The organism is Rhodococcus sp. Z13, assembly GCF_025837095.1.
Lineage (GTDB): Bacteria > Actinomycetota > Actinomycetes > Mycobacteriales > Mycobacteriaceae > Rhodococcus > Rhodococcus sacchari.
On record NZ_CP107551.1, the window covers coordinates 1,469,869 to 1,488,634 of the forward strand.

The following is an 18,766-nucleotide window of genomic DNA, read 5'->3' on the forward strand; positions in this document are numbered from 1 at the left end:
GAAGCAGTCCTTACATCTATGGGGGAGAGGTCAGTCGGCGTAGTCGGGGGCGATGCGGTCGAGCAGGCGCAGCAGCGCGGCCCACGCCAGGTCGGCGCCCGGGTCGGCGAAGTCGTCGCCGGTCTCGGTGCCGGTGAGCTGGCGGGCGCTGCGCTCGCACACCTCCGGCGGAGGCAGCACGAGCGGGCCGGTCGCGGCGGCGGTCACCTGGATCTCGCACGCCCGGTTCAGATAGAACATGCGCAGGAACGCCTCGGCCGGGGTGCTGCCGACGGTGAGCAGACCGTGGTTGCGGAGGATCATCACCGGCCTGTCGCCGAGATCGGCCACGAGCCGGGCCTGCTCGTCGAGGCTCAGCGCGACACCTTCGTAGTCGTGGTAGGCGACGCGGTTGTAGAACTCCATCGACATCTGGTTGACGGGCAGCAGCCCGTCGGTGGTCGCCGCGACCGCGCAGCCCGCCCTCGTGTGGGTGTGCAGGACGCAGTGCGCATCCTCGCGGGCCGCGTGGATCGCGCCGTGGATGACGAACCCGGCCGGGTTGACCAGCGCGCCGGTGTCGCCGACGGGCATGCCGCGCGGGTCGACCACCACGAGGTTCGACGCGGTGATCTCCTCGAACAACAGCCCGTAGGGGTTGATGAGGAACCGCGGTTCCGGTCCCGGCAGCCGCAGCGAGATGTGCGTGAAGATCAGGTCGGTCATCCCGAAGTGCGCGACCAGCCGGTACACCGCCGCCAGCTCACGGCGCAGCCGCAGTTCCTCGTCGGTGATGGTGGGGACGGTGCCGGTCACAGGTCCAGCACCGCCTTCGACAGCGGGCGGGACACGCACGGGAAGAAGGTCTTTCCTTCCTCGCGCTCCTCGTCGAGGAGGATGTTGTCGCGGTGGTCGATGGTCCCGGACAGCACGCCGACCTCGCAGCTGCCGCAGGTGCCTTCGCGGCACGACCACATCACGTCCGCGCCGGCGCGTTCGAGGGCGTCGAGGACGGATTCGTCCTCCGCGACCTCGACGATCGGGCCGTCGACACCGAGCTGCACCGAGCAGCACGACGAGTCGGCGGGCACCTCGGGAGCCGCGGTGGGTGCGGCCGGGGCGGGGGAGAACGACTCGATGCGCAGCGCCTCGGCAGGCACCAGCTCGGTCAGTTCGGTGAGCATGCGTTCCGGGCCGCACGAGTACAGCAGCGTCCCCGCCCCGAGCCCGGCGCACAGCGCCGTCAGGTCGAGCCGCGTGCCCTCGGCGGAGGGATACAGGTGCACGGGCACACCGGTCGCGGCGAGGCGGTCGACGAACCGTGCCGGGGCGTCACCGGAGTAGGCGTAGTGCACCGTCGCGCTCACACCGCGCGCGGCGACGGCCTCGATCATCGGCAGCAGCGGGGTGATGCCGATGCCGCCGGCGACGAAGACGTAGGCGGGGGCGTCCTCGAGCGGGAAATGCTGGCGCGGTCCCTGCACGCGCAGGACGTCGCCGGGGCGCAGCGTGGTGTGTACGTGCGCCGAACCGCCGCGGGAGTCGGCGGCCAGCCGCACCGCGACCGTCCAGTTGCGCAGGTCGTCGGGGTCGCCGCACAGCGAGTACTGGCGAGTGAGGCCGGGTGCGAGTTCCATGTCGATGTGGGCGCCGGGCTCCCAGGCGGGCAGCGGCTCGCCGGTCGGGTCGGCGAGGGTGACCGACAGGATCCCGTCGGCCTCCCAGGCGAGCCCGGTGACGCGGACCGTGCGGGTGCGCTGCGGGCGTTCGGTGGTGTTCTCGAGCAGTGCGGTCATCAGTAACCTGCCTTCTCGGCGACCCGCTTCTGGAACAGTGCGGTGATCTGATCCCAGTGCGAGACGAGGTTGGTCGAGTCGGAGCCGGGGGAGTTCCGGCCGATCTGCAGGTGGTGCAGCATCGGCATGTCCTGTTCGTTGACGTGCCACAACACCTCGCACAGCTGATCCCGCGTCTCGGCGAAATCGTCCCCGGCAGCGGAGGAGTCGACGAAGATCGCCATGTGCTCGACGGTGCGGTCGGGGGCCTCGGGGTGGTAACCGATGACCTGGAACCAGTCGGCCTCGAGGAACACCAGGGCGTTGGGGAAAAGGCAGAAGATGTCCTGCCGCTCGAGACGATCCTCGGGGACGTCGCCGAGCCAGGGCAGCGACTTGGCGGTCTTTTCGGCCTTGCCCGCGGCGCCGCGCGGGTAACTGCCGCCGATGACGTCCGGCTGCAGCGCCACGTCGTCGACGTCGAGGGAGGCGGTGACCGGTCCGACCTGTGGGTGCACGAACGGCAGGTGGTAGAAGTCGAGGAAGTTCTCCACCACCAGCTTCCAGTTGGCGTCGACCTCGAACGTGCGCTCACCGGCCAGGTGCAGGCGGGAGAAGTCGATGTGCGACCAGCGCTCGAGCAGCGGGGACAGGTGTGCGGTGAAGCTGTCGGCGCTGGCCTGCGGGTCGGTCTCGGTGGCGGACAGGTCGACGAAGATCATGCCGGCCCAGGTGTGGCTGGCGACCAGCAACAGGCTCAGCCGCTTCGCGACCTCGGGATCGAGCTTCGAGCGACGCTCCCGGGTGTAATACGGTGCGGCGGCGAGGGTTCCGTCGAGCTTGAACGACCAGCAGTGGTAGGCGCACTGGATGCGGCCCTGCACGACGAGCGGCTTCTCGGTCAGCGCCATGCCGCGGTGCCGGCACGAGTTGTGGAAGACGCGGATCTGCCCGTCCTCCCCGTGCACGAGCAGCAGCGGCTTGCCGCCGATGGTGACGGGGTGCACCGCACCCGGCTCGGCCACCCAGTGCGCGTATCCGGCCCACACCCAGCCCGACGAGAAGATGCGTTCCTGTTCGAGGGCGAACTCGTCGGTGCCGGTGTAGGCGCGGGCGGGGACTAGGGCGCGGCCGGCGGGCAGGTCGGCCAGCGGGCCGTCGACCACGACGTTGCCGGTCGAGGTGGTGGTCCGTTCCGGCAGGGGGAACTGCAGGGTGCTCATCGGGACGCTCCTGTGGTCGTGAGGGTGGAGATGCGGGTGGCGGCGTCGGTGAAACAGGCGAGAGCCCGGTCTCGGAGGGTGAGGGCGTCGGTCCAGCGGTCGGACAGTTCGACGCCGTCGCGGTCGGTGATGGCGTAGGGGGTGGTGCCGAGTTCGGTGCAGAACATCACCGGGGTGTCGCTGCCCTCGCGGGCGCGGCGCTCGAGGATCGCGGTGAACGCGCGGGTCCACCAGCCGGTGAACAGGTCCTCCCACTCGCGGTGCTGCGGGAAACCGAGGGGGATCTGTACCTGGCAGCGGGTCGCGACGCGGCCCTGGACGGATTCGGCGCGGGCGAACAGGGCCTCGATGTGCCCGTCGATCTCGGGGGTGGGGGTCACCGGGATCTCGCTGCCGGCGACGTAGTGCGACAGGTCGATCGCCAGGTTCACGGCGGGGTCGAGGTCCCTCAGCAGCCGGGTGGTGCGGCGCATGTCGTCGGTGAGGGTGTTGCGGTGCGTCTCGAGCTGCATCGCGACGCCCGCGGCCTCGGCGGTGCGGTACCAGCGGTGCACGGTGTCGATCACGACGGCGTCGTCGGGGTCGAAGACACAGCCGCACACGACCATCCGGTCGGCGCCGATGGTGTCGGCGTAACGCAGGGCCGCGTCGAGGTCGGTGTCGTCGCGGAGGAAGGCGAAGACCGCCGACTGCAGGCCGCGTTCGCGGAGCAGGGGTGTGAGGACGTCGGCCTCGGGCTTGCCGCGGGCGCCGAGATCGACGGCGACACCGTCGAAGTCCGCCTCGACGAGCCGGTCGAGCTGCTCGGGCAGGGTCCACGGGGTACCGCGCCAGGGCAGATCCTCCATGGCCCACAGGGACTGGAACATCTCGAGCCGGATGCTCATGCGATCACCTCGTGGGGATTCGTGACGGGATGGGACGGGGCGCCGGTGCGGTACCACTCGACGACGTTGAGCGCCTGCATCCGGACGTACTCGCGGGCGGTGCGGTCGGACAGGTACGCCACGTGCGGGGTCAGCAGGACGTTGGGGTGCTCGGCGAGCCGGTCGCCCGGGGCGGGCGGTTCGACCTCGAGTACGTCGAGGGCGGCGCCGGCCAGGTGCCCGGAGTCGAGGGCGTCGGCGAGGGCTTCGGAGTCGACGATGGCGCCGCGGGAGACGTTGATCAGCCAGGAGCCGGGCTTCATCGTGGCGAGCAGCGCGGCGTCGAACAGCTTCTCGGTGGAATCGTCGAGGGGCAGGTGGATCGACACCACGTCGGACCGGGAGACGACCTCGGCGAGCGAGGCGGCGGTGACGCCCTCCGGCACGTCGCGTCCGCGGCGGTCGAAGCCGAGGACCGTGCCGACCGATCCCGCGGCGAGCGCGGCGACCTCGGAGCCGATCCGGCCGAGGCCGACGAGCCCGAGGGTGGTGTCGGCGAGACGGCGGGGTGCGTGGGTGGGGCGGTCGAGCCAGCCGCGCCGCCCCGACAGGGCGAAGAAGTCGAGCCGGCGGACAGCGGCGAGGGTCAGGGCCCAGGTGTGGGTGGCGACCTCGGTGGAGGCGACATCCCCGACCGTGGCCACCCAGACGTCGCGGACGGTGGCCGCGTCGATGTCGACGGAGTCGTAGCCGCGCGAGAGCATCGAGACGATGCCCAGCCGGGGGAGGCGGTCGAGGAGCTCGGCGTCGACGGGTGCGTAGCCGACGAGTAGCGCGGACGCGTCCGCCGCGGCGGCGGCGATCGTGTCGGGGTCGCGGGTCTCGAGTACACGGACCTCGAAGCCTGCGTCCTCCAGCAGGGCGATGCCCTCGCCGGGGTCGAGGTCGTCGAGATCGGTGTAGACCGCGATCGGGGATGCCATGAGGTGCTCCGTTCGGGTCGGGTCAGTGGATGTGGGACAGGAACTCGCGGGTGCGTTCGTGCTGCGGCGCGGTGAAGAACTGCTCCGGCGGGGCCTGCTCGACGATCACCCCGTTGGAGAACAGGGCGACCTCGTCGGCGACGCGTCGCGCGAACCGGGTCTCGTGGGTGACCACGATCATCGTCATGCCCTGCTGGGCAAGGTCTTCCATGACGTAGAGGACCTCGTTGACGAGTTCCGGGTCGAGGGCGGAGGTGGGTTCGTCGAACAGCATCACCGCCGGGTCGAGGACCAGGGCCCGGGCGATCGCGACGCGCTGCTGCTGGCCGCCGGACAGCTCCGACGGGTAGTGCCGCATGCGCTCGGACATGCCGACCCGTTCGAGCATCTGCTCGGCGCGGTGCACGGCCTCGTCCTTCGGGACCCCGTGCACCTCGGTGAGACCGAGGGTGACGTTGTGGAGGACGTCGAGGTGCGCGAACAGGTTGAACTTCTGGAAGACCATGCCGATGTTCGTGCGTTCGCGGGCGAGCTTGCGCTCGGGCAGTGGCACGGACCGTCCGTCGCGTCCGGTCTCGACTCCGATCTCCTTGCCGCGGAGCAGGATGGACCCGGAGTCAGCGGGTTCGAGCAGTGACATCAGGCGCAGGATGGTGGACTTGCCGGACCCCGAGGGGCCGAGCACGGCCTTGACCTGACCCTGGTCGATCGAGAAGTCGACGCCCTTGAGGATCTCGTTGCGGCCGTATGTCTTCCGCAGTCCGATCGTCTCGAGCAGTGCGGTGCCGGTCATGCTGTCACCGTCTCCTTGGTCGTGCCGGCCGTCGGGGCGGTGGTCACCCCGGACGAGACCCAGCGGTAGCGGCGCTCCACCAGTGTCTGCACACCCATCAGCGCGGTGACGATGACGAGGTAGTAGACGAGGGCGGCGCTGTAGTACTCCGCGTAGCGGAAGGTGTTGGACACCCCGACCTGCGCCGTGGTGAGCAGCTCACGCAGGGAGATGACCGAGGCGAGCGAGGTGTACTTGAGCATCGCGATGAACTCGTTGCCCGTGGGCGGCAGCGCGACCTTGACGGCCTGCGGCAGCACCACTTTCAGCATCACCTTGTGCGGCGGCAGGCCGATGGCGCGGGCTGCGAGGCGCTGGCCGTCGTCGACGCTGAGCAGCGCCGAGCGCAGGATCTCCGCCATGTAGGCGGCCTCGACCACCGCGAACCCGATGAAGGCCGCGAGGAAGGGGCTGAACCAGTCCTCCCGCAGGCCGGGGAACAGCTGCGGGCCGGCGTTCCAGATGATCAGCAGCACCAGCAGGGTCGGGATGGCGCGGAAGAACCACACGTAGGCACCGCCGACGGCGCGGGCGAAACGGTTGTCGCTGATGCGCAGCAGCGCAGCGCCGAAGCCGATCAGGGTGGCGAAGATCATCGACGTCACCGCGAGGGCGATCGAGAGCCAGGCGCCCTTGAAGAACGCCGAGGACGTCAGCGCGGAGAGGAAGATGTCGAAGTCGAAGGTCATGGCGTCAACCCGTCACGACGCGCGAGGGATCGAGGCCGTACTCGACGGCGATCTCCTGCAGGGTTCCGTTCTCGACGAGGGTCCTGATCCCGTCGGCGACAGCCGGGCTCAGCGGCGAATCCTTCTTGGTGAACACACCGAACTTCGTGTCGGCGGGGAAGATGTCCGGCACCGCTTCGAGGGCGCCACCGGACTTGTTCACCATCTCGACGACGGCGACGTCGGTCTCGATCAGGGCGTCGGCCTTGCCGTTGGTGACGGCGGCGACGGTCTCGGCGGTCTTGGGGTAGGCCTGGACGGTGATGCCCGGCAGACCCTGGGCCTCGAGTTCGTCGGACAGGGCCTTGATGGTCAGTTCGTTGCTGCCGCCGCCCTGCACGGCGACGGTCTTGCCGGCGAGGTCCTCGGAGCTGGTGATCGAGGTGTCGCCGGAGCGGACGATCAGGCCGGGGCCGGTCTCGAGGAAGGCGGTGGCGTCGGCGACCTCGAGGCGTTCGGGGCTCATGTACAGCGCGGTCCACAGGATGTCGCAGCGGCCGGCCTGCAGGCCCGGCATGAGGCCGTCGAAGGCCGTGATCTGCCATTTCGCCTCCACGCCCCACAGTTCGGCGAGGGCCTTGGCGCCGTCGGAGTCGAATCCGATGGGGGTGCCGGTGTCGCCCTCGGCGTAGTACTCCATCGGGGGGTACTCGGGGTCGGTGCAGAAGGTGACCTCGCCGGCACGAGCCAATCCGGCGGGCGCGTTGCCGTCGGCTTCGGTGCCTTCGGATCCGCTTCCGCACGCACTGACCAGCAGGGCGAGGCCGGAGGCGGCTGCGAGCAGTCCTACTTTTCTCATCGATCAATCTCCTGTCGAGGCGGGGGATGTCGAGCAACGAGATCGGCGCTGGTCTGTGCTCGTTCGGGTGGTTCGAAACATATGGAGTGGGATATGTTCTGTCCAAGTCCGATTCGGAGCAGTGCACGTCACTCTTTGATTTTCGGGAAACATTTTCTGCCCGGTCGGTTGCCGGATGGTTCATCGAAGAGGAGGTTGCTGATGATAAGTAAAGTCAGGCTGGACCGGATTTCGTTTGTAAACATCACATGACCACGTCCGTAACATTTGCGACATCCGACCTCGATGTCCGAATCGTCGAGGAACTGCGGATCGACGGACGGATCGGACGCAACGAACTCGCCGCCAAGCTCGGGGTCTCCAGACCCACCATCTCCAAGCGCCTGAACGCGCTGATCGAGAGCGGTCGCGTGCACGTCGTCGGCATCGTGCACCCCTCCACCATCGGCCTCGACGCGCTCGCCCACGTCGCCATCGCGGTGGACAAACCGGTGCGGCAGGTGGCGGCGCGGATCGCCGAACTGCACGACGTGCCCTACGTCTCGCTCACCAGCGGCCGCTACCCGCTCATCGCGGAGATCCGCACCGCCGGGGCCGCACGCCTGGCAGCCTCCCTCGAACGCATCCGCAGCATCGACGGGGTCCGGGAGACGAACACCCTCGTCTACACCGACCTCATCGTCGACATCGGCCGGCCCGACAAGGTGCCCGTCACCCACCTCGACCCGCTCGACGTCCGCCTGCTCGGGGTCCTGCAGGACGACGGGCGCGCCTCCTACACGGAACTGGCCGAGGCCGCCGGCACCTCGCCGGGCACCGCCCGCATCCGCGTCAAGCGCCTGATCGACGACGGGGTGCTGCGCATCGGTGCCCTCACCGGCGGCCAGCACGAGACCGAGGTCGCGGTGGGATTCGGCATCCGTGCAAGTGGTTCAGCGTCGGATCTGGCGGAGGTGATCAAGGACCTGCCGGGTGTGAACTTCCTCGCCAGCACCATCGGACGGTTCGACCTGTTGGGTACCGTTCATGCCACGCGCCTCGAGGACGTCGTCTCGTCGCTCGACACCGTCCGCGCGCTCCGTTCCGTGCTCGACCTCGAGAGCTGGGTCCACTTCCGCACCGTCAAGGAGCGGTACAACAACGTCCCCGTGCTCTCGACCATCCAGGAGGAGAACCCGTGACCATCGAACTTCCCTGCGCCGCAATCCCGGTGCGTGGCCGTGTGGACCCCGAGGCGTCGGAGGTCGCGGTGACCGCCCTGCTCCTCGCCGGTGTCGTGACCGGCGGCACCGTGCTGGTGCGCGACCCGCTGCCCCTCGACGCCGGCGCCGTGCGCCGGATCCGCGCGGACCTCGCGCGCACCTGGGCCTACGTCGTCGCCTCCGCCGACGGGTTGACCGCCACCACCCGCTCCACCGCCGGGGAACTGCAGCCCTTCGACGCGACCCTGTCGGCGGACGTGCTGCCGCTCTACGCCGTCGCCGCCACCCGGGCGACCGACGAGTGCGTGCTGACGGGCTCCGACGGGTCGGCGGCGCAGTGGGCTCCGCTGCTCTCGCAACTGGGGGTGGACGTGCGGGTCGCGGGGGAGAACCTCGTCGTCACCCCCGGACTCGGTCCGGTCTCCGGGGTGGTCGACCACCACGGAGACGTGCGGGTCGTGCTGGCGGCCCTGCTGGTCGCGCTGCTGCAGCCGGGGGTGCGGATCGTCGACACCACCCCGCTCGATGTCTTCCCGGGTTTCCTCGACCGGTGGGCCGCGCTGCTCGGGGCCGACGAGTACCTGCTGCCCGGCAGCGCACTGTTGCCGTCGGACTACGTCGTTCGGTCCTGAGCCCCTGGCCCTGAGCCCTACGAAAATCTCCCATTGAGCGGGCGCGTCCATAGCTCGTCTCGCGGTGGATTGACACAGTCGCGGGGATGGGCGTCACAGAACGGTGTGACGCCGACCCTGTCCCTGCGATCCCAGGAGTGCTGAATGGAGCAGCCTGCGTCGGCCCCGACCGAGGCAACGAACACGACACGCGCCGTTCAGAGCCCGCCCACCGGTGACCTCGCGCAACTGCGGAAGGTCACCCTGTCGAGCCTGCTCGGCACCACCATCGAGTACTACGACTTCCTGCTCTACAGCACAATGGCCGCCCTCGTCTTCGGCGACCTGTTCTTCCCGTCGTCGAACTCGGCGGTCTCGACGATCGCAGCCTTCGGCACCCTCGCCGCCGGATACGTCGCGCGGCCACTCGGCGGCCTGGTGTTCGGGCACTTCGGTGATCGGCTCGGACGCAAGTCGATGCTCGTCATCACGATGGTGATGATGGGTATCGCCAGCTTCGCGATCGGCATCCTGCCCACCTACGACCAGATCGGCGTGCTGGCGCCCGTCCTGCTCGTGACGCTGCGTGTCGTGCAGGGTGTCGCCGTCGGTGGCGAATGGGGTGGCGCGGCACTGATGGTCGCCGAGCACTCCGACGACCGTCGTCGCGGACTGTGGACCGGACTCATGCAGCTCGGTTCGCCGATCGGATTCCTGCTGTCGACGTCGGCCGTGATGCTCGCGACCCTGCTGCCGGACGCGTCGTTCGAGTCGTGGGGATGGCGGCTCCCGTTCATCGCCAGCGCCGTGCTCCTGGTGATCGGTCTCTACGTGCGCATGAGCGTCGTCGAAAGTCCCGTCTTCGAGCAGGCCGCGGCGAAAGCGGAGGCCGCCGCAGAGGCGAAACCGCCGGTGCTGCAACTGCTCCGGCGCCCGCGCCCGCTCATCCTCGCGTGTGCCGTGGGTATCGGCCCGTTCGCGATGACGGCCCTGATCACGTCGCACATCATCGCCTACACGACATCGGTGGGATACAGCTCGTCGACCGTCATGCGGGTTCTGGTGCTGATGTCGGTCGTTTCGATCGTCACCATCCCCGGTTTCTCGGCGCTGTCCGACCGCGTGGGACGCCGCGCCGTGAGCCTCACGGGCGCGGCGGTCGCGGTGCTGTACGCCTTCCCGCTGTACATGATGATCAACACCGGTTCGATCGCGCTGCTCACGGTGGCGTTGCTGTTCGGGCAGGTCGTGCAGTCGGCGATGTATGCGCCGCTCGCACCGATGCTGTCGGAGATGTTCGGCACCGACGTGCGGTACACCGGGGTGTCCTTCGGCTACCAGTTCGCCAGCCTGATCGGCGCCGGCTTCACGCCGATGATCGCTGCGAGCCTGCTGGTCGCGTCGGACGGGTCGAGCCTGCCGTTGAGCCTCATCCTCGTCGGTACCGCGTGTGTGACGATTCTCGCCGCCTGGATCGCGTCGGAGACCCGGGGCAAGAACCTCGCTGCTACCCGGACCGAAGGGAACTGACGTCGATTCCGGGTGGGTTCGGCCCCGATGAGCGGGCCGAACCCACCCGGTCCTGTGACTGCTCTACTGGAGTGGAGACGCCGAGAGCAGAGGAGGACCTCGATGAGCGACACGAAGCCGAACACCGTCTCCGCGGAGTGGCTGTACGAGCAACTGGGGGACGAGGACCTCGTCATCGTCGACGCCACCGTGCACCTGAGCATGCCGCCGGACGGGTCCGTGCACATCGAGCCCGGGTTGGCGACCTACCTGGAGGAGCACATTCCCGGCGCGGTCTACGCCGACCTGTTCACGGATTTCTCCGATCACGAAGCGCAGCAACCGTTCACCGCCGCGCCTCCGGCCCGGTTCGCCGCGGCGGCCGGTGCGATCGGGATCGGCCCCGGACGCCGGGTGGTGGTCTACGACCAGAAGAACGGCATCTGGGCCGCGCGACTGTGGTGGCAGCTGCGGCTCGACGGATTCGACGACGTCGCGGTGCTCGACGGCGGGTTGCCGGCCTGGAAGGCGGGAGGATTCCCCGTTTCGGACGAACAGGTCATACCGCACGGAGCGACCTTCCGTCCGCGTCGCCGCCCGGAACTGCTGAGGTCGACGCAGGAGATGCTGGCCGCACTCGACGACCCGCAGACGCTCATCATCAACGCCCTCGATCCGGCCACCTACCGCGGGGAGAGCCCGTCCTATCCGCGCCGCGGTCACATCCCCGGCAGCATCAACATCCCCTTCGCGGACCTCGTCGATCCGACGACCGGGCAGCTGAAGCCGGTCGCGGAGTTGCGGGCGGTGTTCGAGGAGGCCGGTGCGCTCGACCCGCACGTGAAGCCGGTGACCTACTGCGGTGGCGGGATCGCGGCGTCCGGTCTCGCCCACGCCCTCGCGGCGGTGGGCCGGTCGGACGTGGCCGTGTACGACGGGTCGCTCAACGCGTGGACGGCCGACGAGTCGCTTCCGCTGGTGGAGGGCCCGGACCCGCGCTGAACCGCCGATCCGGTGTTCCCGACTGCGTCACGGGAAGTCGGGAACACCAATCCGCCGCTTGCACAGTTGGAGCAGTATCCGCGACCGGCCGCTCCTGGGTGCTGCTCACCGGAACCCTCGAGGAACGGGTGGAGCTGGCGGAACGGGTGACGGACCAGGCGCTGCGGCTGGGCTCGCAGTTCGGCGCACCGCTGTAACTCCGATTTCCGTCCCCCTTTCAGGTTATACACGATCCGCGGAGCTCATGAGGATCGCGAATTCGGTCCATACTCGCCTGCACAGCATCGAATCCGCAGGTGGGGAGCCGCAATGGCCTACGTGGTGAATATCGACGATCTCGACCGCACCGCAGTGCCGGTCGCGGGTGGGAAGGGGGCGAATCTCGGGGAACTGCGACGCATCGCCGATGCCCACGTCCCCGACGGGTTCTGCGTGACGACCGACGCCTACAGGGAGGTTCTCGCGGCGGCGTCCGTCGACGACCTGCTCGACTCCGGCGACCTCACGGTGGCGAGTGCACGGATCCGGCAGGCGATCGAGGACCGTCCCGTCCCGGACGTGATCGCCGAGGAGATCACCGCGCGGATCCGGGAGCTCGGCGAGGACGTTCCCGTCGCCGTGCGGTCCAGCGCGACCGCAGAGGACCTGCCCACCGCATCCTTCGCCGGCCAGCAGGACAGCTACCTGGACATCCGGGGAACCGCGGGGATCCTCCGGCACATCCGCCGCTGCTGGGCGTCGCTGTTCACCGAACGCGCCGTCGCCTACCGGCAGCGCAACGGCTTCGACCACAGCCGGGTGCACATGGCCGTCGTCGTGCAGCGGATGGTGGTCCCGCAGGCCTCCGGCGTGCTGTTCACCGCCGACCCCGTCACCTCCGACCGCACCGTCGCCCGCGTGGACGCCGTGCCCGGGCCGGGGGAGGGTCTCGTCGCCGGACAGGTGAACGCCGACGCGTATGCGGTACGCGACGGCGAAATCGTCGAGCACACCCTGCAACGGGACACTCCGGTCCTGGCCGACGGGCAGGTGAAGGACCTGGTGGCACTGGGACGTCGGATCGAAGCGCACTTCGGCTCTCCCCAGGACATCGAATGGTGTTTCGCCGACGGCGCTTTCCGGATCGTGCAGAGCCGGCCGATCACCACACTGTTCCCGATCCCGGAGGCCGGCGACGACGGGCCACACGTCTACGTGTCCGTCGGTCACCAGCAGATGATGACCGATCCCATCACACCACTGGGGATCTCGGTGTGGCAGCTGACCAGCCGGGCACCCATGCGGCACGCGGGTGGACGACTCTTCGTCGACGTCACCGGCATGCTCGCCTCACCCGCGCGGGGGCCGGACCTCGTGGCGGCGATCGGGAGGTCCGACCCCCTCATCGGCGACGCCCTGCAGACCGTCCTCGAGCGGGGATTCGTGCCCGTCCGGCCCGACGACCCCGCCGCTCCACGCGTCGGTCTGCCGCCCGCACCCGACGACATCGATCCGGGCATCGTCCCCGAACTCGTGGACCGGCACGAGGAGTCGATCGCGGAGTCCGCTCGCCGCATCGAGAACCTCACCGGCGCGGAGGTGTTCGAGTTCATCCGTGCCGACATCGCGGAGCTGCAGCGCGTGCTGTTCGACCCGGAGAGCGGCAAGGTGATCGCGGCGGGGATGGAGGCCGCGGAACAGCTGAACGAGCGGATCCGGGATTGGCTGGGGGAACGGAACGTCGCCGACCTCGTCTCGCAGTCGGTGCCCTACAACGTCACCTCCGAGATGGGCCTGGCATTGCTGGACGTCGCCGACGCCGTCCGCCCACATCCGGACGTCGTCGCCTTCCTGAAACAGGTCGACGAGCGCGGCTTCGACGATGCGCGGTTCCTCGACGCACTCGGCCGACTCGAAGGCGGCCCGCAGGTGCGGCAAGTGTTCGAGGGCTTCCTCGCCCGGTACGGCCGGCGCTGCGTCGGCGAGATCGACCTCACCCGTCCCCGCTGGGTCGAACGCCCCACCATGCTGGTGCCGATGATCGCGAGCAACCTCGCCAACTTCGAACCGGGCGCCGCACAACGACTTTTCGACGACGGACGCCGCCGCGCGGAGGAGAAGAGGCGCGAACTCCTCGACCGCGTGCGCGACCTACCCGACGGGGAGAACAAGGCGCGGGAGGTCGAGCGGCTGATCGACCGGATCCGGGCGTTCGCCGGCTACCGGGAGTACCCGAAGTACGCCATGGTCGGCCGCTACCTCGTGTACAAGCAGGTGCTGCTGCGCGAGGCCGAGCGGCTCGTCCACGCCGGGATGGTCGACACGCCCGACGACGTCTTCTTCCTGCGCTTCGACGAGTTCGAGGAGGTGGTCCGCACCCGGCGTCCCTGCCGCGATCTCGTCGCCGAGCGGAGACGGGAGTTCGCCGGCCACGCCACGCTCACCCCGCCGCGGGTGCTGCTGTCGACCGGGGAAACCCTCGTCGGTGCGTACAACCGCGACGGGCTCCCCGACGGAGCCCTGCCCGGCATCGCGGTGTCCACCGGTGTCGTCGAAGGGCGGGCCCGCGTCGTCGCCGACACGGACGGGGCGGATCTCGAACCCGGCGACATCCTGGTCACCGCCTTCACCGACCCGAGCTGGACCCCGGCGTTCGTGACGGTGCGCGGTCTGGTCACCGAGGTGGGCGGGCTGATGACCCACGGCGCGGTCATCGCCCGCGAATACGGACTGCCGGCCGTCGTGGGGGTGGAGGGCGCCACCCGCCTCATCCGCGACGGGCAACGCATCCGCGTGAACGGTACCGAGGGATACGTCGAGGTCCTGTGATCGTCCATCCGCTACGAGGTCGGCTGTCCGCTCCGGCGAGTGCTGCAGCGGATCGCGGCTCGCCATGTGAACTGTGGCACGACTCCTCCGTCCGCCGTCGCGTCCCTACAATCCGGGAATGGGCAACAAGTCGGTCACCAGTTACGACGTCGCTCGTCGCGCGGGGGTCTCGCAGTCGACGGTGTCCCGCGCCCTGCGCGACGACCCGCGGGTCGTCGAGGGCACACGCCTGCGGATCCAGGCGTTGGCGAAGGAGATGGGATACGTCCCGCACGTCACCGCGCGGAGCCTGATCACCCGGAAGTCGTCGACCATCGGTGTCGTCAGCGGCGACCTGCACAACCCCTCCTACCCGACCCTGGTGAACACCCTGCAGGACTGCTTCGCCCGCAACGACTACCGGGTGCTGCTCCTGAGCGACCGCACGGAGGGTTCGCTGGAGAAGGACATTCTCGCGCTGCGCGGAGGGCTGGTCGACGGCGTCGTGTTCATCTCCTCTCGACTCGACTCGCCGATCGTCTCGGAGATGATCGACTGGAAGATCCCGCTGGTCATCCTCAACCGCGACGTCGACGACCGGCTCGTGGGACGGGTGGACCGGGTGACCTCCGACAACATCGGCGGCGGCCGGCTCGTCGCCGAGAATCTGGTCGCCATGGGGCACACCCGTATCGGCTTGATCTCCGGCCCGCTGGAGAACCCCAGCATCCGATTGCGGGAGAAGGGCTTCCGTGACGGTCTCGATGCGCTCGGGGTACCGATCGACGAGAGGTACATCCATCGCGGCGCGGTGGACGCGGCCACCGGTCTCGCGGGTGGGTTGGCGCTGCTGGGCGGGAAGGAGCGGCCCACCGCAGTGTTCTGCGCGACCGACTACATCGCCTACGGCACGCTCGATGCCGCCAAGCGGCTCGACCTCGAGGTGCCGGGGGAGGTCTCGGTGGTGGGATACAACGACCTGCAGCAGTCGAGCTGGGCGATCTTCGACCTGACGACCGTGCGGCAGCCGCTCGAGGACATGGCGGCTGCCGCGGCGGATCTGCTGCTGGCGCGCATCTACGGGGACGAGAGCGAGGCGGTGCACCGCAACTTCGACGTCGCCTGGGTGGAACGGGGGAGCGCGGCGCCATGTGCGATGCCGTTCACAGGCGCTGTCGACGATCGTTAACGCGAGCAACAAGCCCGTTACCGGACGGCACACAGACGGCAATAACACCTGAATACATTCGAAGTCACAGCGTGTCGGGCAGTGTGGCCGGAGCGCTTTCCCGTCTCCCCGTCCTCAGGAGTGAGTGTCATGGAAATCGGCGTCTTCATCCCCATCGGCAACAACGGCTGGCTCATCTCCAAGAGCGCCCCGCAGTACATGCCCTCGTTCGAATTGAACAAGACGATCGTGCAGAAGGCCGAGTCGTACGGACTCGACTTCGCTCTGTCGATGATCAAGCTGAAGGGGTTCGGGGGTGAGACCGAGTTCTGGGATCACAATCTCGAATCGTTCACGTTGATGGCGGGTCTGGCCGCGGCGACGGAGAAGATCAAGTTGTTCGCCTCGACGGCGATCCTGACGTTGCCGCCGGCGATCGTGGCGCGGATGGCGTCGACGATCGATTCGATCGCGCCGGGCCGGTTCGGGGTCAACATCGTGACCGGGTGGGCGCCGAACGAGTACACGCAGATGGGGTTGTGGCCGGGGGAGGAGTACTTCGGGTACCGCTATGCGCAGGCCACCGAGTACGTGACGGTGATGAAGCAGTTGTGGGCCGATGGGGTCAGCAATTTCAAGGGTGAGCACTACACGATGGACGAGTGTGTGCTCTCGCCGCGTCCGACCGGTGGTGGTGTGCCGATCGTGGCGGCGGGTCAGTCGAAGGCGGGGATGAAGTTCGCGTCGGAGATGGCCGATTTCAATTTCATCATGGGGTCGGGGATCAATACGCCGACGGCGATCTCGGAGTCGGTGGCGAGCCTGGTGTCCGCGGCCGAGGAGACGGGCCGGGATGTGGGTGCTCTGACGTTGTTCATGATCATCGCGGAGGAGACCGACGAGGCGGCGCAGGCGAAGTGGCAGGACTACCACGACAATGCCGATCTGGCGGCGCTGGGGTACATGGCGGATCAGTCGTCGGCGGATGCGACGGCCGATGAGTCGTCGACGGCGAAGACGATCTCGTTGCCCGAGGGTGCGGTGAACTTCAACATGGGTACGTTGGTGGGTTCGTACGAGTCGGTGGCGAGGATGCTCGACGAGGTCGCGGGGATCGACGGGATCAAGGGGATCATGTTGACCTTCGACGATTTCGTGGAGGGTATCGAGAAGTTCGGTACGCGGATCCAGCCGTTGATGAAGAGCCGTACCACGATTCAGGCCGCAGCCTGACATTCGAGTAGACCGACACGACCGCCGTCACCCGACGGACGGAACATCGACCAGGCCCCCGGCCGGATCGAACCACGACGGGATTCGACCCTCTCGACGTGATTCACCGCCGGGGGTCCGCTCTGCGCTGCACACCGTGCCGCGAGCGGGGTACCCGTATCCTCCCGCCCCGGCGGTCACTGCCCGGGCGGGAGGAGCGAAAGGCGTTCAGACGCCGGAGGTGTCCATCCCGGCCACCGTACGGTAGAGGCCGGCCGAGACGTGGAGCAGCTGCCCCGTGATGTATCGGGCCTCCTCCGAAGCGAGGAACCGCACGGCGTTCGCGACATCGATCGACTCGACGGCCTGTCCCATCGGTGACGGCGACACCAGGCGTGAGAGGGTCGTCGGTTCGAGCGCCTTCAGCTTCTCGTTCGCGATGAGTCCCGGCACCACCGAATTGACGGTGATGCCGTGACGGCCGAATTCGAGAGCCAGGGTACGTGTGAGGCCGTCGGCAGCCGCCTTGGAGACGGCATAGTTCGCGTTCTGCGCGCTGCCGGTCGCACCGATGGAGGTGACGTTCACGATCCGGCCGAATCCGCGCTCCACCATGGACGGAACGACGGCCTGTGCACACCACCAGGCCGTCCGTAGATTGGCATCGAGCGTGAACTCGAGATCATCGGGCTGCAACGTCGCGAAAGCGCCCGTGCGCATGCCGCCGGCGTTGTTCACGAGGATCTCCACCGGACCGAGTCCCTCCGTGGCCGTCCGGACCACCTCGGCGGCGCCCGCTCGGTCGTCGATGGTGCCCTCGATCACGCGCACCTCGGTCAGGGTCTCGAGTTCGCTCGCGAGCCGGGTGATCGACGGATTCGATTTCCGGACCTGGAGGGCGACCCGCGCGCCACCCTCCGCCATCACACGTGCGATCACCGATCCGGTGTGACCTCCGGCGGCCGTCACCAGAGCGACACGTCCCTTCACCCGCATTTGTTGTATTCCCTTCTACAGCAAGAATTTAGAAGTACAGATGTATCGAAGCACGCATCCGTCCCCGCGTCGAACCGGTTCTCGGGCGATGAGACGGTACTCCTCACATATCGAGGGGTGTTATCAACATGCGATGCGAGATCGTCCCGGTTTATTAACTCCCAGGAAATCGATTCCCGGAAAACGGGGTGCAGAATCATGTTCATGCGAATCCCCATGCAAGCGAATGCTGTCCGCATGTCCTCTCCTTCCGCCCGATGAAACCTCACGTCCAGTACCGGCACCTGACCGAGTCGGCCTGGATCGATCTCGGCGCGGGTGTCAGATGCCGCGAACTCAACCGTGACGAGGACGAGGGCACGACGATCTCACTGTTCGAGATTCCCGCAGGGTGGTCCTCCGACGAAACCGGTTCGGGACAAGGTGATCTCGAGGTCTTCGTCCTCTCCGGCGAGCTCGTCTTCGGGGACGGCACAGTGGGAGCGGCAGGGAGCTACCACTGCTGGTTCTCCGGATCGGGTTCCACCGTCACCGTACGATCGGCGGGCCCGGTCACTGCGCTCGTCCAGCGGATTCCGGTCACCTCGCCGGTCCGGTCCGGCGAGGACGGTGTGCTCCATACGGATCCGGAGGAATTTCCGTGGCGGGGCCACGGGCAGGGCTGGAACCGATCCGAGATGGCCGTGCTCCGTGAGGATCCGGACACGGGAGCCCAGACGTACGCGCTCAGGCTCCCTCCCGGATGGGTGGGACGCGCGGGACAGCACTTCCACACCGTGTCGGAGGAGGCGTTCATCGTCGCCGGCGACGTAGCACTCGAGGACGAACCCGTGTACACCGCGGGCAGCTATCTCTTCCGTCCGCCCCATGTGGTGCACGGCGCTCGCGAACGCAGTGAGACCGGATGCTTCGCACTCACCTGGACAAGTGGGCCAATAGATTTCAACTACGTGACCGTCGAGGGCCCGATGCCCGTCCCCAGCGGAATCCCGCGCTCGGGCGGATGTTTCGGAATCCACTCGCACCAAATCGATTCGGAGAACCACACGTGATCGTTTCAAAACTCGGACCGGCCACGCGCCGGCGTGTGCTCA

Annotated in this window: 17 protein-coding genes; 8 read left to right on the plus strand and 9 right to left on the minus strand. The window is 68.3% G+C overall.

The genetic code is table 11. The annotated features are described in order from the left end of the window. Nucleotides 1-30 precede the first annotated feature (30 nt). From OED52_RS06715 to OED52_RS06750, 8 genes are read right to left on the minus strand one after another with little or no spacing between them, the layout of a single operon-like run. Nucleotides 31-795 carry a class II aldolase/adducin family protein gene (locus tag OED52_RS06715; protein ID WP_264153878.1) on the minus strand — a complete coding sequence of 255 codons (765 nt, stop codon included), beginning with the start codon at nt 793-795 and terminating at the stop codon, nt 31-33. Continuing rightward, nucleotides 792-1,775: a PDR/VanB family oxidoreductase gene (locus OED52_RS06720; RefSeq protein WP_264153879.1), complete on the minus strand. Its 984-nt coding sequence runs from the start codon at nt 1,773-1,775 to the stop codon at nt 792-794. Before OED52_RS06720 ends, OED52_RS06715 begins: the two co-directional genes overlap by 4 nt. After that, on the minus strand, nt 1,775-2,977 hold the full coding sequence (locus OED52_RS06725) for an aromatic ring-hydroxylating oxygenase subunit alpha (protein ID WP_264153880.1): 1,203 nt from the start codon (nt 2,975-2,977) through the stop codon (nt 1,775-1,777). The genes OED52_RS06720 and OED52_RS06725 overlap by 1 nt, the downstream gene beginning before the upstream one ends. Then, entirely contained in the window at nt 2,974-3,864 is an 891-nt protein-coding gene (locus tag OED52_RS06730; RefSeq protein ID WP_264153881.1) for a sugar phosphate isomerase/epimerase family protein, read from the minus strand. The genes OED52_RS06725 and OED52_RS06730 overlap by 4 nt, the downstream gene beginning before the upstream one ends. Beyond that, complete coding sequence (locus OED52_RS06735; RefSeq protein WP_264153882.1) at nt 3,861-4,826, minus strand: C-terminal binding protein; 966 nt, start codon at nt 4,824-4,826, stop codon at nt 3,861-3,863. The genes OED52_RS06730 and OED52_RS06735 overlap by 4 nt, the downstream gene beginning before the upstream one ends. A 22-nt stretch (nt 4,827-4,848) precedes the next feature. Continuing rightward, nucleotides 4,849-5,619, minus strand: coding sequence for an amino acid ABC transporter ATP-binding protein (locus tag OED52_RS06740; RefSeq protein ID WP_264153883.1), 771 nt, complete (start codon nt 5,617-5,619; stop codon nt 4,849-4,851). Continuing rightward, nucleotides 5,616-6,347 (minus strand): amino acid ABC transporter permease, encoded by a 732-nt coding sequence (locus OED52_RS06745; RefSeq protein ID WP_264153884.1) that lies wholly within the window; start codon nt 6,345-6,347, stop codon nt 5,616-5,618. The genes OED52_RS06740 and OED52_RS06745 overlap by 4 nt, the downstream gene beginning before the upstream one ends. Before the next feature lie 4 nt (nt 6,348-6,351). Then, on the minus strand, nt 6,352-7,185 hold the full coding sequence (locus OED52_RS06750; protein ID WP_264153885.1) for an ABC transporter substrate-binding protein: 834 nt from the start codon (nt 7,183-7,185) through the stop codon (nt 6,352-6,354). Between the two features lie 248 nt (nt 7,186-7,433). Between OED52_RS06750 and OED52_RS06755 the strand changes: the two genes are divergently transcribed. The 7 genes from OED52_RS06755 to rutA all read left to right on the plus strand — a co-directional run bounded on the left by OED52_RS06755 (nt 7,434) and on the right by rutA (nt 16,697). Next, complete coding sequence (locus OED52_RS06755; RefSeq protein WP_264153886.1) at nt 7,434-8,366, plus strand: Lrp/AsnC family transcriptional regulator; 933 nt, start codon at nt 7,434-7,436, stop codon at nt 8,364-8,366. Further along, a complete protein-coding gene (locus OED52_RS06760) occupies nt 8,363-9,019 on the plus strand; it encodes a 3-phosphoshikimate 1-carboxyvinyltransferase (RefSeq protein ID WP_264153887.1) in 657 nt (218 codons plus the stop codon). Before OED52_RS06755 ends, OED52_RS06760 begins: the two co-directional genes overlap by 4 nt. Nucleotides 9,020-9,163: 144 nt before the next feature. After that, a complete protein-coding gene (locus OED52_RS06765) occupies nt 9,164-10,528 on the plus strand; it encodes an MFS transporter (protein ID WP_264153888.1) in 1,365 nt (454 codons plus the stop codon). Nucleotides 10,529-10,630: 102 nt separating this feature from the next. Further along, nucleotides 10,631-11,509: a sulfurtransferase gene (locus tag OED52_RS06770; RefSeq protein WP_264153889.1), complete on the plus strand. Its 879-nt coding sequence runs from the start codon at nt 10,631-10,633 to the stop codon at nt 11,507-11,509. A 309-nt stretch (nt 11,510-11,818) separates the two neighbouring features. After that, nucleotides 11,819-14,317: a phosphoenolpyruvate synthase gene (locus tag OED52_RS06775; RefSeq protein ID WP_264153890.1), complete on the plus strand. Its 2,499-nt coding sequence runs from the start codon at nt 11,819-11,821 to the stop codon at nt 14,315-14,317. A 118-nt stretch (nt 14,318-14,435) separates the two neighbouring features. After that, nucleotides 14,436-15,485 carry a LacI family DNA-binding transcriptional regulator gene (locus OED52_RS06780; RefSeq protein ID WP_264153891.1) on the plus strand — a complete coding sequence of 350 codons (1,050 nt, stop codon included), beginning with the start codon at nt 14,436-14,438 and terminating at the stop codon, nt 15,483-15,485. 129 nt (nt 15,486-15,614) lie between these two features. Continuing rightward, the gene (gene rutA / locus OED52_RS06785) at nt 15,615-16,697 is read left to right on the plus strand and encodes a pyrimidine utilization protein A (protein WP_264153892.1); all 1,083 of its coding nucleotides are present in this window, start codon (nt 15,615-15,617) and stop codon (nt 16,695-16,697) included. Between the two features lie 207 nt (nt 16,698-16,904). On the opposite strand, the gene OED52_RS06790 is transcribed toward rutA, so the two are convergent. After that, the gene (locus OED52_RS06790; protein ID WP_264153893.1) at nt 16,905-17,672 is read right to left on the minus strand and encodes an SDR family oxidoreductase; all 768 of its coding nucleotides are present in this window, start codon (nt 17,670-17,672) and stop codon (nt 16,905-16,907) included. A gap of 257 nt (nt 17,673-17,929) precedes the next feature. Between OED52_RS06790 and OED52_RS06795 the strand changes: the two genes are divergently transcribed. Beyond that, on the plus strand, nt 17,930-18,724 hold the full coding sequence (locus tag OED52_RS06795; protein WP_264153894.1) for a cupin domain-containing protein: 795 nt from the start codon (nt 17,930-17,932) through the stop codon (nt 18,722-18,724). The last annotated feature ends 42 nt before the right edge of the window (nt 18,725-18,766 follow it).

What these genes read in the sequence shown, in the direction of transcription:
- OED52_RS06720 (WP_264153879.1), bottom strand. Translation starts at nt 1,775, where the DNA reads ATGACCGCACTGCTCGAGAACACCACCGAACGCCCGCAGCGCACCCGC.
- OED52_RS06725 (WP_264153880.1), bottom strand. Translation starts at nt 2,977, where the DNA reads ATGAGCACCCTGCAGTTCCCCCTGCCGGAACGGACCACCACCTCGACC.
- OED52_RS06730 (WP_264153881.1), bottom strand. Translation starts at nt 3,864, where the DNA reads ATGAGCATCCGGCTCGAGATGTTCCAGTCCCTGTGGGCCATGGAGGAT.
- OED52_RS06735 (WP_264153882.1), bottom strand. Translation starts at nt 4,826, where the DNA reads ATGGCATCCCCGATCGCGGTCTACACCGATCTCGACGACCTCGACCCC.
- OED52_RS06740 (WP_264153883.1), bottom strand. Translation starts at nt 5,619, where the DNA reads ATGACCGGCACCGCACTGCTCGAGACGATCGGACTGCGGAAGACATAC.
- OED52_RS06745 (WP_264153884.1), bottom strand. Translation starts at nt 6,347, where the DNA reads ATGACCTTCGACTTCGACATCTTCCTCTCCGCGCTGACGTCCTCGGCG.
- OED52_RS06750 (WP_264153885.1), bottom strand. Translation starts at nt 7,185, where the DNA reads ATGAGAAAAGTAGGACTGCTCGCAGCCGCCTCCGGCCTCGCCCTGCTG.
- OED52_RS06755 (WP_264153886.1), top strand. Translation starts at nt 7,434, where the DNA reads ATGACCACGTCCGTAACATTTGCGACATCCGACCTCGATGTCCGAATC.
- OED52_RS06765 (WP_264153888.1), top strand. Translation starts at nt 9,164, where the DNA reads ATGGAGCAGCCTGCGTCGGCCCCGACCGAGGCAACGAACACGACACGC.
- OED52_RS06770 (WP_264153889.1), top strand. Translation starts at nt 10,631, where the DNA reads ATGAGCGACACGAAGCCGAACACCGTCTCCGCGGAGTGGCTGTACGAG.
- OED52_RS06775 (WP_264153890.1), top strand. Translation starts at nt 11,819, where the DNA reads ATGGCCTACGTGGTGAATATCGACGATCTCGACCGCACCGCAGTGCCG.
- OED52_RS06780 (WP_264153891.1), top strand. Translation starts at nt 14,436, where the DNA reads ATGGGCAACAAGTCGGTCACCAGTTACGACGTCGCTCGTCGCGCGGGG.
- rutA (WP_264153892.1), top strand. Translation starts at nt 15,615, where the DNA reads ATGGAAATCGGCGTCTTCATCCCCATCGGCAACAACGGCTGGCTCATC.
- OED52_RS06790 (WP_264153893.1), bottom strand. Translation starts at nt 17,672, where the DNA reads ATGCGGGTGAAGGGACGTGTCGCTCTGGTGACGGCCGCCGGAGGTCAC.
- OED52_RS06795 (WP_264153894.1), top strand. Translation starts at nt 17,930, where the DNA reads ATGAAACCTCACGTCCAGTACCGGCACCTGACCGAGTCGGCCTGGATC.